At 43.1% G+C, this 15,042-nt stretch carries 9 protein-coding genes and 1 pseudogene; 3 read left to right on the top strand and 7 right to left on the bottom strand.

Features of this window, described 5'->3' with window-relative positions:
• Positions 1-205: 205 nt before the first annotated feature.
• Together ACX6CI_RS22610 and ACX6CI_RS22605 are read right to left on the bottom strand one after the other, a co-directional pair.
• Positions 206-1,378, bottom strand: coding sequence for a PocR ligand-binding domain-containing protein (locus ACX6CI_RS22610; RefSeq protein WP_458775915.1), 1,173 nt, complete (start codon positions 1,376-1,378; stop codon positions 206-208).
• A gap of 278 nt (positions 1,379-1,656) precedes the next feature.
• The gene (locus tag ACX6CI_RS22605; protein WP_458775914.1) at positions 1,657-3,186 is read right to left on the bottom strand and encodes an SDR family oxidoreductase; all 1,530 of its coding nucleotides are present in this window, start codon (positions 3,184-3,186) and stop codon (positions 1,657-1,659) included.
• A gap of 369 nt (positions 3,187-3,555) precedes the next feature.
• Here ACX6CI_RS22605 and ACX6CI_RS22600 point away from each other — a divergent pair, with 369 nt between their 5' ends.
• The gene (locus ACX6CI_RS22600; RefSeq protein ID WP_458775913.1) at positions 3,556-4,893 is read left to right on the top strand and encodes a tetratricopeptide repeat protein; all 1,338 of its coding nucleotides are present in this window, start codon (positions 3,556-3,558) and stop codon (positions 4,891-4,893) included.
• Positions 4,894-5,139: 246 nt separating this feature from the next.
• Here the strand turns inward: ACX6CI_RS22600 and ACX6CI_RS22595 are convergent.
• The 4 genes and pseudogenes from ACX6CI_RS22595 to ACX6CI_RS22580 form a co-directional block, all read right to left on the bottom strand.
• Positions 5,140-6,108 (bottom strand): annotated as a pseudogene (locus ACX6CI_RS22595) (hypothetical protein); the annotation flags it as partial.
• 610 nt (positions 6,109-6,718) lie between these two features.
• Positions 6,719-7,465, bottom strand: coding sequence for a triose-phosphate isomerase (gene tpiA, locus ACX6CI_RS22590; RefSeq protein ID WP_458775912.1), 747 nt, complete (start codon positions 7,463-7,465; stop codon positions 6,719-6,721).
• A gap of 62 nt (positions 7,466-7,527) precedes the next feature.
• Positions 7,528-8,724 (bottom strand): phosphoglycerate kinase, encoded by a 1,197-nt coding sequence (locus tag ACX6CI_RS22585; RefSeq protein ID WP_458775911.1) that lies wholly within the window; start codon positions 8,722-8,724, stop codon positions 7,528-7,530.
• A gap of 3 nt (positions 8,725-8,727) precedes the next feature.
• The gene (locus ACX6CI_RS22580; protein ID WP_458775910.1) at positions 8,728-8,910 is read right to left on the bottom strand and encodes a hypothetical protein; all 183 of its coding nucleotides are present in this window, start codon (positions 8,908-8,910) and stop codon (positions 8,728-8,730) included.
• Between the two features lie 415 nt (positions 8,911-9,325).
• Here ACX6CI_RS22580 and ACX6CI_RS22575 point away from each other — a divergent pair, with 415 nt between their 5' ends.
• On the top strand, positions 9,326-10,228 hold the full coding sequence (locus tag ACX6CI_RS22575) for an acyltransferase (RefSeq protein ID WP_458775909.1): 903 nt from the start codon (positions 9,326-9,328) through the stop codon (positions 10,226-10,228).
• 215 nt (positions 10,229-10,443) lie between these two features.
• On the opposite strand, the gene ACX6CI_RS22570 is transcribed toward ACX6CI_RS22575, so the two are convergent.
• A complete protein-coding gene (locus tag ACX6CI_RS22570; protein ID WP_458775908.1) occupies positions 10,444-13,404 on the bottom strand; it encodes a transporter substrate-binding domain-containing protein in 2,961 nt (986 codons plus the stop codon).
• A 563-nt stretch (positions 13,405-13,967) separates the two neighbouring features.
• On the opposite strand from ACX6CI_RS22570, the gene ACX6CI_RS22565 reads away from it, so the two are divergent.
• Positions 13,968-15,011 (top strand): extracellular solute-binding protein, encoded by a 1,044-nt coding sequence (locus tag ACX6CI_RS22565; protein ID WP_458775907.1) that lies wholly within the window; start codon positions 13,968-13,970, stop codon positions 15,009-15,011.
• The last annotated feature ends 31 nt before the right edge of the window (positions 15,012-15,042 follow it).

The raw sequence follows: 15,042 nt of genomic DNA, 5'->3' as shown, positions 1-15,042 counted from the left end.
CCAATCAGACAAATTACTGGTATTACATACAATAAAATCAATACAAACTGTCTCTTCGATTTTAGTAAAGGTGAGGAGAGTGGGAACTCTTTCCCTGAGGTAGGTTTACTACATTTATGTAGGGTGTATCGTGGTTGTAAGATGTACGCATGTAAGCCAGAGAATTTTTTAAAAAAAAACCTGAGCACAACTCTGGGCCATACTATTACTCCTTACCACCCTTACCATGGAACCAATCTTCCTTACCGTAAAGTGAGGCTACACATTCAGGGCAGATACCATGGCTGAATTCAGCACTGGAGTGTGTTTTAATGTAACTTTCCAGCTGATTCCAATAGCCAGAATCATCTCTTATCTTCTTACAAGAAGAGCAGATTGGCAAAAGACCGGACAGCTGTTTTATTTCAGATAGCGCCAGTTGTAGCTCACCAATCAGGGATTCCCGTTCCTGCGCAGCCTTTTCCTGCTCACTCATATTTCGTGCAACCGCAAGCATAAACATCTCATCGCGGACCATGTAGCTACAGAGCATGACCTCTACTGGAAACAGTGTCCCATCTTTTTTTCTGTGACGCCCTTTTCTCCTGTGGGGCCTACCCTGGCTGAGATCATGAAAAATCTCTACGATTTCCTCTTCAGTATGTCCAACCTCTATATCTTTTGTGGACATGGCGAGAAGTTCTTCTTCACTATATCCTGTAGAGATACACGCCTGTCGATTGACCATGAGTAATCGACCTGTTGGATCAGCAACAAAAATTGCATCAAGAACGTTTTCCACAACGAGACGAAACTTGTTTTCACTTGCCTGCAGATCTGCATCGATTTTTTTTCTCGCCTCTATTTCATTTTGTAATCGTAGATTGGCCGCAGCCAGGGTGGCAATTTCGCTCGCCATAAACTCCATCAAGCGTGCAGCTGCCTCCAAATCCTCACGACTGACGACTCTAACCTTCTGCAATTTTTTCCAATACAGTTCCGAATCGATGCCCAGCTCCTGAGCATACCGTTTTGCCTCCTCTTCTTCCGGAAGGGTCTCAATAACCTGTCCGGTTACGAGAAAGCCTATGGGGTTTCCTTCAGCTACAATTGGAATCCTCCCATCAAGTAAACCCGCATGACATTCATAAACATTCGACGAGTTCTTACCTGACTGTTTTGTATAGGTACTTGCAAATTGATTACACCGCTCTAAGCCAAGGGAAGACTTACGTACTAAATCCATACAAAACGATTCAGTGGACCCAGCCTTGTACAATAAGTTGCCGTCCGCATCCATACAACCCACAGCAAATCCTGTGAATGCATGGATACTATGCAACAATTGTTTTAATTTCTCTGGACCTATAAGAGCTGAAAGATCAAAATAATTTTGCATTGGCTCTTGCACCACCTCTTTACTCCTACTCTTTATTGAAAAGAAACCATCGGCGACTCCACTCCCCTTCACCGTTAAGCCATGCAGGGTGACAATTGTGAGAAAGTTATTGCTTCTAGTAAAAGCGTATCACTCAGGTTTATGATAATAAAGGTATTTATGAAGGGGCGGCATAATTACAATGCCAAAATGCGGTCAGCAGGATAAACAGACAGCACAAAAGGCGAAAGGCCCTAAAGACCTTTCGCGGTATTACAGACAGGTAAAAATGGATAGGGTCAAATTTCTTTAATACATGTGGGACCGCTCAAAACCCGTGCCCCGGAAGTTTTTACCATCTGTTTTAGCATGAAACCAAACATCAGTGAATGGGAAGGTGCAATAAGCCACCAATAGAGTCGACCCCAAAAACCATGGGGCTCAAAACTTGGTATCATGCGCAGTTCATTGGTTCCATCTTGTAGAACGTGTACTCTAAACTCCAGGAAGGCCTCACCGGGGGCAAGCATTTCAGCGCGGAGCAGCAGTCGTGAATTTTCTTCCACAGCCACCACCCTCCAAAAATCGAGGTTATCGCCTACTTCAACAGAGTCAAAACGACGGCGTCCCCTGGATATTCCAGGACCTCCAAGGAGTTTATCTACCAGCCCACGCATCTTCCACAGGAATGTTCCGAAATACCAGCCTGTATTCCCACCAATGCGCTTCACCACATTCCAGGCTGTTTCAGGAGTACCATCCATTGTAATAAAAAATGTGTCCCTAAAGACTCTGTCCCCTTCCTGTCCCTGCCCATCTACCCACTCAGGCGTATGAGTGGAGCCAGCATCAAAACAGCTCGAAGCAACTTCGTCCAGCTTCACCTCATCGAGGGCTGTGGCGATCACTTCTCTTGCTGAAAAGAGATTTTGAGGAACAATATCCTCAATACGGTTATCATGACAGAGTACTTCTTCTCTCATACGTTCGATCAAAGGCCGGATTAGAGCCACAGATACAGGAGTCACCAAATTCATCCATGTTATTGAGATACGGTGAATACGCATCGGTAACTCAACCACCAAGCGAGGTGGAAGCCCTGCCTCTTCAGCATATATTCGAAATAGTTCACGCCACGACAATACTTCCGGGCCACCGATTTCATATATTTCCCCACCAGTTTCCGGATGGTGAAGGCAACCAGCCAGATACTCCACAACATTACAGATGGCAATAGGCTGACATTTGGTATCCATCCACCGGGGTGCAAACATAACCCGCCAATGCCCGCAAAAAGCGCGGATCATTTCAAAGGAAGCCCCCCCAGATCCAAGTACCAGGGGTGCCCGGAGTTCAGTGACCTTGGCGCCGCCAAGACTTAGTATCTCACCAACCTCATAACGAGAGCGCAGCTGAGCCGAAAGATGTAGAGGATTGCCCAAACCACTAAAATAGATAAACCAGTCTAAACCTGCATTACGCGCAGCGTGCACTGCAGAGTGTGCAATACGCCGATCGAGGGTTGCGAAATCATTTTCACCCGGCCGAATGGAGTGAACCAGATAATAGGCAACCTGGCAACCATGCATGGCTGCTGTCAGAGCTTCGGTGTCCAGAGCATCAGCAACTACGATTTCAAGATTGGGATGGTTTCCCCAATCTCTCCCTTTAATCTTTTGCTCCGATCGCCCAACTGCTCGTACCTTCCACCCCTGCTCAAGCAAACTCGGCACAAGCCTTCCACCTACATATCCAGTGGCCCCTAATACCAGCACCGTCTTATCACAACAGTCCATATCACCCCACACACCCCGTCTATAGGGACTCATTTAATTTTTTTTACAGGGATTGAACGGGCAAAAGCCCCTTCTCCTTTAAAAAATGTCCTTTTCCAAATGTAGTGTAAACAGGCACAACCAAGGAGGGCTCCAACACAAAGACTAAAGCATTGGAGGTTTTTAAGGATATCAGGTTGAAATTACCATTTAACAATCATTATTGCAATTTTCAGTTATATTTATAAAAAGAGGCGATTATACGACAACTAGATTGGTGTTGTAAAGGGAACTACGTGCAGGCGTTTCAACACATTTCCCCACTGAAAACAATGGAAGAAATCAGGAGTAATTAATGATAGAGTGCCAGATCTAACTACCATTGACCCAAGATTATATCGACACACTAGAGCAATTACAATTATGACTAAAAACCGTTTTAAAAAGCGTTCTTCTAAGGCAAAACAGACAAAAGATGACTTCCAGACCATTCTTATGGAAGCGTCCCGTGCCCACAATGAAGGCAGGCTAACTGAGGCGGAGAAGGGTTATCTCAGGGTATTAAAAAGTAAACCTGGCTGGGGACAGGTTTTAAACGCACTTGGAACAGTCTACCTGGACCAAGGCATACGGGACAAGGCCCAGCGTTCTTTTAAACGGGCAGCCAGCCTCAGACCACCAAACGTATCAGCTTGCTACAACCTCGCACGATTACTGCAACAAGATGGCGACCATGCAGGAGCTCTGACGATATATAAAACTATCCTGCAACAGCAACCGGATAACGGTCAGGTATGGAATAACCTCGGTGTCGCCCACCGGGAAATGGGCAACCGAGATGAAGGTATTACTTGCTTTGAAAAGGCTGTTCAATTTGCCCCCGATATGGCAGAGGCGTGGAATAATCTTGGAGTGGCACAAGACGATTTTAACAGATCAACGGAATCTACAAGCTCCTACAAAAAGGCCATAGAACTATCCCCTGATTACACTTCGGCACATTTTAATCTTGGAAGTTCCCTGCAAAAGCTCAAACAGTTTGACGACGCAAAAGCACACTACAACAGAGTACTTGAGATACAACCTGGTGATAAAGCAGCAACATTCATGCTCCAAAGTCTAGGAACGACGTCGGATACACCTGACGCTGCACCTGCTGAACACGTGCGGAGAATATTTGATCAATGTGCCGGTACATTTGAAAAAATTCTGGTAACAGATTTAGAATACAAAACCCCTGAAATTCTTTTTAATCTGGTACGCCCATATCTAGGCGAAACATTGAATGTGTTGGATCTTGGCTGTGGAACGGGATTGGGTGCGCAGTTCTATCGCCCCTTTGCAAACAGACTGACAGGGGTCGATGTATCACCGAAGATGCTTGAGAGGGCAGAAGAAAAAAACATTTATGATGAACTCAGGATCTTTGACATTCTCAAGCAGTGGGACTTTGCAGAAAAATTCAATCTCATCTACAGCTCTGACGTCTTTGTCTATTTAGGAAATCTGGATGGCGTCATGCAATCCATATGGTCCTACCTCTTCGATAAAGGAACCGTTGCTTTTTCAGTGGAAAAGCTGGACGAAAACAATGAAAACTACAAGCTCTACCCCAGTGGCCGTTACGCCCATTCACAAAACTATATAGAACAATGTTTAGACAAGCATGGCTTACAACTCGCAGAAGTCCTTGAGTCTGATATTCGAAAGGAATCTGGAAACAAGGTCAAGGGACTTCTCTTTGTCGCACAAAAGATATAAGAGTAATTAATTATCACCTGACAACAATCGAAGGCCTTTGATCACATCTGTCACATCAAGATTATGGTCATAATTAATATCTCCCATCTTCCTGCCATACAGAGATGTTTCAGGAGTTTGTTCCTCAGAAATGGTTACGAGATTGTGGATTATTTCCGCCAGACCAATTTTTTCATCTGAGTCGACATCAATAGCAATCCTTTGGGGGATTATTACGCCACTACTTCTATATCCGCCTATAAATGTTACAGGAGTGTCACTGTGGCACGATATCCCACCATCGTGGACTCTCCAACCACCAGCGTTATTCCAAAGGCCAGAGTCTTTTATGGTCATTGTGCCACTATGATCGTTGCTGACAAAGAAGATGGAGCCACCGTATTCGTTTGCTTCGTTATCATGAATTGCTGTTCCACAGATATTAAGTTCCATCATATTTCCATCATTGTAGATAGCTGCGCCACTTCCACCACCCAGTGTACCAGATTGTGCAGGGTTTCCACCATTTCCTATGGCCTTATTATGACTAAAGAGGCTATTTATAACGGTCCAAGACACACCGATACTGGATATGCCACCACCGTTTGAGCAGCTATTTCCATCTTCCTCAGAACCTCCAAAAACACTATTTACAACATAAACAGGAAGAGAGTTGTATTGACTGAACACGCGAACTGCAGCACCACCGACATCTGGCCCAGTTGAGTCACAAACGTTTTGTGTGAAACGACAATTTACTATTTTAAACCGTCCCCCACGGACCCAGACAGCACCTCCACCATCATAGGTTAATCCTGTACTGTTGCCTTTTGTGAAGGTGAGATTTTGGATAGTTAACCGGGGATGATCCTGATTTTGACAGTGGGAGGTTGTCCACACTTGATCAGAATCACAGGTGTTCATATATAAGATCCTTCTCACTCCCCCACCGCTAAGGGTAACCAAGCCTCCACCATCTATAACAATTTCCGGCCCCGTGTTATTTACAACTTTAGCGGTTTCATCAAGGATTATGGTGATGGGATCAGGTCCGCAATCAAAGGTGATAACACCTCCCTGTGCCACAGCCTGAACAAAAGCTGCAGACGTACAGGTCTCAGGAGTTCCACTACCCACAACAATATCAGGGCTCGATATATCTTCAAGCCCCGCTTCTTCGGGTATAGAGCATGTCTCACCATATGCCTGGGACGTTGTGCCAACGAATATTGCCAGGAGTAAGAGACCGAAAAATTGGTAACTGTTATTGCCAATGGGTAATCTTGAAAAAAACAGCGTGAGTTGCTTTATTATGTTCTTCATTTGTAAAACCCTATGTATCGTTGTTTTCACTGGTATTAAGAGCATCATTATATTTCATATATTGCCAATATTCTATTTTATTTAAAATGCAAGCCTTTTCCAAAAGTTGGATTTTCGTTCAAGATTGAGGTTTGTGATACATTTTACCACAGGCATATAGTTAATATGGCGAGGATAAAATTTTGAACAAAACGAAAAGATTGGGCAGTCAAAAACAGATTCACCGATGTTTCCGGTGTACGTCATGGGAAGGGTTGTTTGGTCAGGTTTCGACGTTCAAGAATAGTTCAAGGCTGAGGAGCCAATCTTTCGATGATGGTATCAACCGATGGTAAGACCAGACATATATAGAAAGCAATTGTTTATAACTATGAAGGTTAGAAACAAAACAACCCTCGCTCATTAAACGACGGGTTGCTTTGTATTTACCTCAGTAGACGTGGATGAGACTACTCACATATCGATATCAACGTAGAGTCGCGAGTATCAAATTTAATCTATGTAACCTGATAGCCAGCATATGTTAGAAGTTTACAAGCCCCAGATAACTCTCGGGTTTCAAACTCGCACCACCCACAAGGGCTCCATCTATATCCGATTCATTCATGATTTCAGCAACATTTGCAGGCTTGACGCTCCCACCATATTGAATACGAACTTGTGCAGCAAGCTCAGCATCAAACATTTCTGCCACAACTTTTCGTATGTATGTGATCACTTCATTTGCCTGGCTGCTTGTGGCCGTCTTTCCTGTACCAATTGCCCAGATAGGCTCATAGGCTATAACAACGTTCACCAGATCAGCATTGCTCACACCAACAAGACCTTTTTCAACCTGTCCTTTCACTACATCTTTGGTTTTGTCTGCATCTCTTTGCTCTAAAGTTTCACCACAGCACAGGATAGGCAGGATGGCGTGCTCTAATGCTTTAAGAACTTTCTTATTCACAGTTTCATCTGTTTCGTTGAAATATTCTCTTCTCTCAGAGTGACCAATAATCACATAGTCCACTGCCAATTCCTTCAACATTAAAGGAGATATCTCTCCTGTAAAGGCACCACTTTCTTCAAAGTGCATATTTTGTGCTCCTACCTTGATCGCTGTCCCGGCAGTAACCTCTTTTAAATCTTTAAGCATGGTAAAGGGCGAACAGATAACAGCCTCAACATTCTCTCCTGTTACCTGGTCTTTGATTGCAGCAACGAAATCTCTTGCTTCTGCAATACTCATTGTCATCTTCCAATTTCCTGCAATTATAGGCTTTCTCATAATATTCCCCATTTATCATTACGCATCATCTTTAGACGGAATCCACGTCGTATAAAAACCAGTTATTTATCATCTGATGCATCAATACCCGGCAATACTTTTCCCTCAAGAAATTCAAGAGACGCTCCGCCACCGGTTGAGATATGGGACATTTCCTCACCAAAACCGAGTTGATTCACCGCAGCAGCACTATCGCCTCCTCCGATGATTGTTGTTGCATCAATTTCAGCAAGTACCTTAGCTACAGCCAGCGTACCTCCTGCAAACCGTTCAAATTCAAAAACACCCATTGGGCCGTTCCAGACCACTGTTTTAGCGTTTTTCAATTCAGCCTTGAAGATTTCGATGGTTTTAGGACCAATATCCATGCCCATAAATCCAGCATCGATATTTCCATCTTCAGTAACAACAGACGTGGCATCTGCAGAAAAACCGTCGCCACAAACATGATCCACCGGAAGTAGAAGCTTAACACCTTTCTCTTTGGCTTTAGCTATCATTTCCAGCGCATAGTCGATCTTATCTTCTTCCAAAAGCGATGTACCAATCTCGTAGTTTTGCGCCTTTAGAAAGGTATAGGCCATTCCACCACCAATAATAAGACCATCAACTTTGTCGAGTAAATTGTTAATAACCTTAATTTTATCGGAAATCTTAGCGCCACCCAAAATGGCTACAAAAGGTCTTTCAGGGTTCAGTACCGCTTCACCAAGATACTTCAGCTCTTTTTGAATAAGATATCCGCAAACATTGGTATCCACAAACTGTGTCACACCTACTGTTGAAGAATGAGCGCGATGGGCCGTACCAAAGGCATCATTGACAAAAATCTCAGCCAGAGAAGCCAACTCTTTGGAAAACACTTCCCCATTTGTTGTTTCTTCGACTCGGTATCGCACGTTTTCAAGCAGAACGACGTCACCTTCGGCCATTGCAGCCACAGCTTTTTTGGCATTTTCACCAACAACAGTACTATCTGCTGCAAAGACAACGTCTCTGCCCAGTAATTCAGAGAGCCGTTTTGCAACGGGTGCCAGTGAAAGTTCCGGTTTAGCTTCACCCTTTGGCTTTCCTAGATGTGAACAAAGAATTACCTTAGCCCCATGTGTGATCAGATACTGAATTGTCGGAAGTGCAGCGGTTAACCTGTTTTCATCTGTAATCACATCTCCTTTTAAAGGAACATTAAAATCACAGCGAACAAGAACCTTCTTATTTTTAACTTCAATATCTTCAATCGTCTTTTTGTTATATGCCATTACTCAGGCCTCCATATACGTTATTAATATAAATCCACTCAGTACTCTCATTCCCTGGAACACCTGCTTAACGCAACAATGTTCCACAATTATTTTTAAGGAATAGTGGAGGATCGTATTTTCAAGATTAAAAGCAGCCAGTCCGGGTCTAAAGCTTTCCACGAGGATTTCTGCAAGATCACTCATTACAAAACAATCTTCTGCGACAAGAGAACAGATGGATAATTTTGAGGTTAATCTACCATCAAACCTTCAGAAATATACTCATCAAAGACAACATAGCAAAGTGAATCTTGCCTAACTACATCTATGTCGCAAACCTGAGCATAAAAACATTCAGATTACACCAACTGTAATGGCCAGGCAATACAAGCAATACATAGATGAGCATCTATGCATGATCTGCTCAATTATTATAACCACCATATTCTGATGACTACCAGCGAGAGCAGTTAAAGGGTGCAGGTGTATAATTCGGTATAGACAGTTGCTTTCATTTTCTGCTAATATCTTACAATTGCAATTGCTTGCAGATTTACTGATACGAAGACAGACCACTACCTGCTCCATAATCTTTGTCGTATTCTGGGGAGATTGATATATGTTATCGTTTTTACCATCAGCAATACGTGGCATTATTGCTGCAAGCCTACTGGTCCTTAACACTTTGCTGCATGCGCCATTTTTAATTGGGGTATCACTACTGCGTTTTATTGTCCCGTTTAGTGGCTGGCAGGCAGGCTGTACTGTCGTGGCAATTTGGATCGCTGAGCAATGGATATCTTTCAATTCTTTTTGGATGAGACTGACTCAGCACATGCAGTGGGATGTTGAGGGAATCGAACAACTCGACAAAAAGCAATGGTATATGGTGACGTCTAATCATCAATCCTGGGCTGATATTTTCATTCTACAATATCTGCTTAACCGGAAAATCCCAATGCTCAAATTTTTTCTGAAGCGACAATTAATTTGGGTCCCTGTGATAGGGCTCTGCTGGTGGGCGTTAGACTTTCCCTTTATGAAACGCTACAGCAAGGAGTATCTCATCAAAAATCCTCACAAACGGGGGCAGGATATGGACAGCACCCGCCGTGCCTGTGAAAAGTTCAAACATACACCTGTTTCGGTTTTCAATTTTCTTGAAGGAACAAGGTTCACTTCCTCCAAACATCAGGCACAACAATCCCCCTACCAATGGTTATTGAAACCAAAGGCTGGTGGAATTGCTTTTGTAGTTGGTGCTTTGGGCCATAGCATTAATGCACTCGTAGATATTACCATCGTGTACCCCGGACACAAGCAACCTTCTTTTACTGATTTTTTGTGCGGTAGAGTGAGTAAACTATCTGTTCGTGTACAACAAAAAGCGATACCTGACGATTTTTTAGATCGCAACTATCACAACGATGAAACCTTTAGACAAGAATTCCAACAATGGGTTTCACAATTGTGGCAGGAAAAAGATGTATTGATGGATAGACTTCACCATCAAACAAAATGACGCAAAAAATTGACCTGTGCACATCCCCCTGGCGAAGAAGCAAATAAGAATGTTCCCGTTTTGCTAATGAACATATTCAATTCATCAAGTGACTAACCCCGATGAACGGAATAAGTACCTCGAAGGTCGCACCACGTTCACTTATCCGGAAGTAATTTTGAGTTTTCAATGTTACAAGGTTTTCCAGGTTTCTCAGAGTCTACACTGCCTTTTTTTTATAACAGGCTTTCAGGAATAAGGCGCTCATCTCTCACCTGGTCCAAAACATCCCGAACTGTTTTGGCCAATTCTTCTTTGACAATCGGCTTATAAGCAAATGCATTTATACCAATTTCTGATGCTCTTTCTTCTGAAAGTCTTTTGCTATAACCTGTACATAAAATAATGGGGATATCAGCTCTGATTTGTATCAACTCTTGGGCTAACTGATCTCCAGTCATTTTAGGCATTGTCACATCACTTATCACCAGATCAAAATCGTTTGACTTTGACCTGAAAAGCTCTAATGCTTCAAGACTACAGGTTTTTATTGATACAGCATACCCCAATTGGCTCAGTATCCGGTTGGCCATTTTGGCAATCTGTACCTCATCATCTACAAACAAAATCCGTTCTTGCCCAGTTGGTAAATCGTCTATTTGATATTGTTGATGCACATTACTTTCTCTTGCTACCGGCAAATATATGGTAATGGTTGTTCCTTTATTTACTGTGCTCTCCACGAAAATTTTACCACCGTATGATTCTACTATTCCATGAACCATAGCGAGTCCCATACCTGTGCCTTCCCCCTGCCCTTTCGTTGTGAAATATGGTTCGAATATTTTTTCGATATTCTCAGGAGCAATACCACTCCCTGTGTCTGAAACCTTAATTTCAATATAGCTACCAGATTTTAAGTCCTGATTACGCCCTTGAGTAGCCTTATCTATGACAATGTCATTCAACCTTACCTCCAGGATACCACCATCATTTTCCATGGCATAAGCGGCATTAGTCAAAAGGTTCATCATGATCCGGTGAATTTGGGTTGTACTCCCCATGATGAGAGAGGAACTCGAAATATCTTGCTTAATTTCGATTGTGGTTGGAATGGACGATCTTAAAAACTTAAGTACTTCTTTGATGATAACATCAACCTTAATTGGCTTAAGCTCCTCATCGGATTGACGGGCAAAGGTTAATATTTGCTGGACGAGATCTTTTGCTCGCAGCCCGGCTGTATAGACTTCCTGAAGATCATCTGCTACAGGTGTATCTTTTTCCACACCATCAAGGGCCAGCTCTGTAAACCCTATGACAGATGATAAAATATTATTAAAATCGTGAGCTATTCCACCCGCAAGTGTACCGATGGAATCCATTTTTTGAGCCTGTAACAATTGGCTTTGAAGTCTCTGCCTTTCTACCTCGATCTGTTTCTGGTCTGTAATGTCCTGAAAAATCCCGGTCAACTTCACAGGTCGACCTTCGTAATGTATCACCTCGCATGTTGTGCGTACATCAATTCGTCGCCCCTTGGTAGTCAGGGTTTCTAGAATAAGATCATAGCCTTCTCCTCTTTTCACAGCTGCTTCCAGAGCAGTAGATATCATGCGACGGGATTCGGGCAGGAAATAGTTCACAAATTCATCCACAGTCGGGTTGAACTCTGCAGGCGACGTTTCATGGATACGGTACGTCTCATCAGTCCAAAATAAATTATTGGAACTAATGTCCAGCTCCCATCCTCCAACCTGAGCAATACGCTGGGAGGCTTCAAGCAACTGCTTGCTTTGGCGCAGGGCTTTTTCAGATTGTCGTCTTTCTGTTACATCAAGTATTACACCTTGGATGATCATAGGATTCCCGGCATCGTCCCTCAGCAGTTCTCCACGTGACTTGACAGTCTTGTGCTCACCATTGTCTGCTGTGACAATTTCATATTCAAGATCGTAAGGCGCATTATTTTCTATGAGGTCGATCCGAGCCTGACGCACTCTCTCTATATCAACTACGCATGGTTCAACCATCTCCATTGGTATGGAGGACAGGTTGATGTCGAACCCAAAGATTCGTTTTGTTTCAGAGGATGTAGACAACTTTTGAGTAGCAACATCATACTCCCAGCTACCGACCTTTCCCAACTCCTGTGCTTTGACATACCTGGCATTAGCAGTGGCGAGTTCCTTCTCCGTCAATCTGCGTTGCTGAACTTCCTGTAGTATATGGTTTGTCCGCTGCGCCACCTGTCGCTTCAAATACCACAGCCCAACCAGTGTGAACAATAAGAGGATGGGGATCAACAATTGCAAAAGTCTCTTAAAAATTTCGCTGGTCGGCATCTCTAGTTCTGGAAGTATAGGGCTAAACCATTTTTGATAGAGAGTATTATAGGTGCCATCGAGATAGAGAACTGCCAGGCCTTCATTTAGCAAAGAGAGTAAGTGTTGATCACCTTCAGCGACAGCAAAACAGAACTTTTGCTGGAAACCTTCAAGCTTCATAGTAACCGGTTTAAGGGACGTTTCCTGTGTTTGCTCCACAGCAACAATATTTTTTAGATTAAGCTTTTTGATGATCTCGAGTCCAACTATCAACTGTACGACAACGGCATCGTGTTTTCCTGCGGCCAGCAGTTTGAAAGCCTCTTCAAAGGAAGAGGTCGTAATGATCCGATCAGTCAACTTGTTTTGAACAACATATTCATGGGCAGTGTCACCCTGCATCACCAGGACTTCTTTGCCTTTCAGGTCCGGAATCGCCCTAATTTCATCTACCCCTTCCCGTACAAAAACAGCTCCATTCATTCTCAGGTACGGTGCAGTAAAATCATATATTTCGTCTCTATCTTCACTAAAAGAGACCAGCGGTAATACATCAATCTCACCTTTTGCCAACTCGTCCTTGATTTGACTCCATGGACCTACTTTAAAATCAACAGTAAGTCCGACCGCATGAGCTGCTGCTTCGAGTAAATCGACAGAAAAACCACCTGCAGTGCCGTCTTGGTGCACTATCGCAAATGGAGGATAATCGAGTTCACTTGCAGAGTTTAAGTGAGTAATCTCCTCTGATACCGTCTCGGCGTAAGATATTGAAAAAGATACTGTCACAAATACAACAAGCAGCACCACAAAAATACCAGACGATAAATATTGAAAGGCCAGAGGGGATACCAGAAGTCTTTTAATCATGTATCCTCTACTCTATTAACAAGAAAATAAGTGGTTTTCTTTTTTTTCTTCATCAGCGAAAACACAATAAGCTGCCCGTGTTCTCCTAACCCATTCCACCCCTGTAACGTATGAGGCTCTGGCCTACTCAGAGAACTATCTTCAGATAAATAAAGAATACGCTCCAGAGAAACCATTTGTCAAATAGGGCCTGGTGTGAAACGGCAGTAGTAAACGTTGTAATGCACTTAAGCGTAGTTGAAATTACCAACATAGGACCAGACGTATTATCGCAAAACCTGATACAAACGCCCTCACCGATAGGTTTTAGCAATTGGACACATTTCACCGACAGAGGTATGTCTAATTCCGGTTAGGGAGTAAAGTAAATCCTAAAAAGAGATTGCAGTCGGCAGACAATTAATTTTGCGCTCGCAATATAATTTTGAACAGATGTAAGCCCACTTGTAATTATCTGAGAGCCAGATACATAGCACGGCCATTTATATTACCACAGGTCACTATTCACATTTAATCCAGAAGCATGAGTTTACATTCCCATACAATAGAGAAAGGAGAGGAGTATGAAGAAAATGGTCATCAAGTCATTCATAGTTAGTTCTGCCGTTAGCCTGGCGATTACATTAAGTTCAGGTGCATTTGCAAATACGCTGGAGGACAAGGTTGTTGTTTACTCAACCCATGGTGAGTCCATGCTCGAAATGGTTGCGGATGCGTATCAGGAAGAGACCGGGGTCAAAGTTGACTTCATAAATCTAAAAGGTGCACTTGCAGACAGAGTAAGGGCTGAAAAGGCAAATCCCCAGTCGGATGTTATGTATGGAGCTCCCTCCTCAGTCTACCTTGAATTAAAAGCGGAAGGCTTATTTGAGTCCTTTACACCTTCCTGGGGAGACAAGATTAGTCCTCTGTTTAAGGATAAAGATTCCACATGGTATGGAACTATTCAGACACCAGTTATGTTGTTTTACAACACAGAGATGTTGTCTGCAGAAGATGCCCCTAAAGACTGGTCTGATCTGGTAAAACCACAATATAAAGATAATATGGTTTTCAGGAGTGCACTCTCATCTTCTGCCAGAGCAACATACGCCTCACTGCTCCAGCAGTTTGAAAAGAAAAACGATTTGGACAGTGGCTGGCAGTTCATGACAGAACTTGATGGCAATACAAAGCAGTATTTTGGTAGTGGTTCCATGCTGTTTCAGGCCGTAGGAAGGCAGGAGGCCGCCATCAGCTTTATGGTGTTAAATTCAATTATTGATAATAAAATAAACAATAAAATGCCCCTTGCAGTTATCAACGCCGAGAGCGGTTCCCCGGTTATTACAGATGGTATTGCCCTCATTCAAGGTGCTAAACATCCAAATGCTGCAAAGGCCTTTATCGAATTTGCAGGTAGTGCCAAGATACAGGCAATGCTCGCACAAAAGTTTAACCGATTACCAACACATCCCGATGCACTTTCACAGTCCCCCGAGTGGATGACAGAAACAACATTTAAGGTTATGGATGTTGACTGGGCAAATCTTTCTGCAAAACAGTCAGGCTGGATTCAGAAATGGGATGCAGAAATCAAAGACAGTAATAAAGACAAGAAAAAATAGGTCCCACCTCAATCTTGAATTGCATAATTTA

Source organism: Desulforhopalus glucosivorans (assembly GCF_054397165.1).
The sequence above is the reverse complement of the archived record's forward strand: the minus strand, read 5'-3'. Positions and strand labels throughout refer to the sequence as shown.

Excerpts from the sequence above, each read along its gene's own strand:
- ACX6CI_RS22610 (WP_458775915.1), bottom strand. The coding sequence starts at position 1,378 with ATGCAAAATTATTTTGATCTTTCAGCTCTTATAGGTCCAGAGAAATTA.
- ACX6CI_RS22580 (WP_458775910.1), bottom strand. The coding sequence starts at position 8,910 with ATGAGTGATCTTGCAGAAATCCTCGTGGAAAGCTTTAGACCCGGACTG.
- ACX6CI_RS22570 (WP_458775908.1), bottom strand. The coding sequence starts at position 13,404 with ATGATTAAAAGACTTCTGGTATCCCCTCTGGCCTTTCAATATTTATCG.
- ACX6CI_RS22565 (WP_458775907.1), top strand. The coding sequence starts at position 13,968 with ATGAAGAAAATGGTCATCAAGTCATTCATAGTTAGTTCTGCCGTTAGC.
- tpiA (WP_458775912.1), bottom strand. The coding sequence starts at position 7,465 with ATGAGAAAGCCTATAATTGCAGGAAATTGGAAGATGACAATGAGTATT.
- ACX6CI_RS22600 (WP_458775913.1), top strand. The coding sequence starts at position 3,556 with ATGACTAAAAACCGTTTTAAAAAGCGTTCTTCTAAGGCAAAACAGACA.
- ACX6CI_RS22585 (WP_458775911.1), bottom strand. The coding sequence starts at position 8,724 with ATGGCATATAACAAAAAGACGATTGAAGATATTGAAGTTAAAAATAAG.
- ACX6CI_RS22605 (WP_458775914.1), bottom strand. The coding sequence starts at position 3,186 with ATGAGTCCCTATAGACGGGGTGTGTGGGGTGATATGGACTGTTGTGAT.
- ACX6CI_RS22575 (WP_458775909.1), top strand. The coding sequence starts at position 9,326 with ATGTTATCGTTTTTACCATCAGCAATACGTGGCATTATTGCTGCAAGC.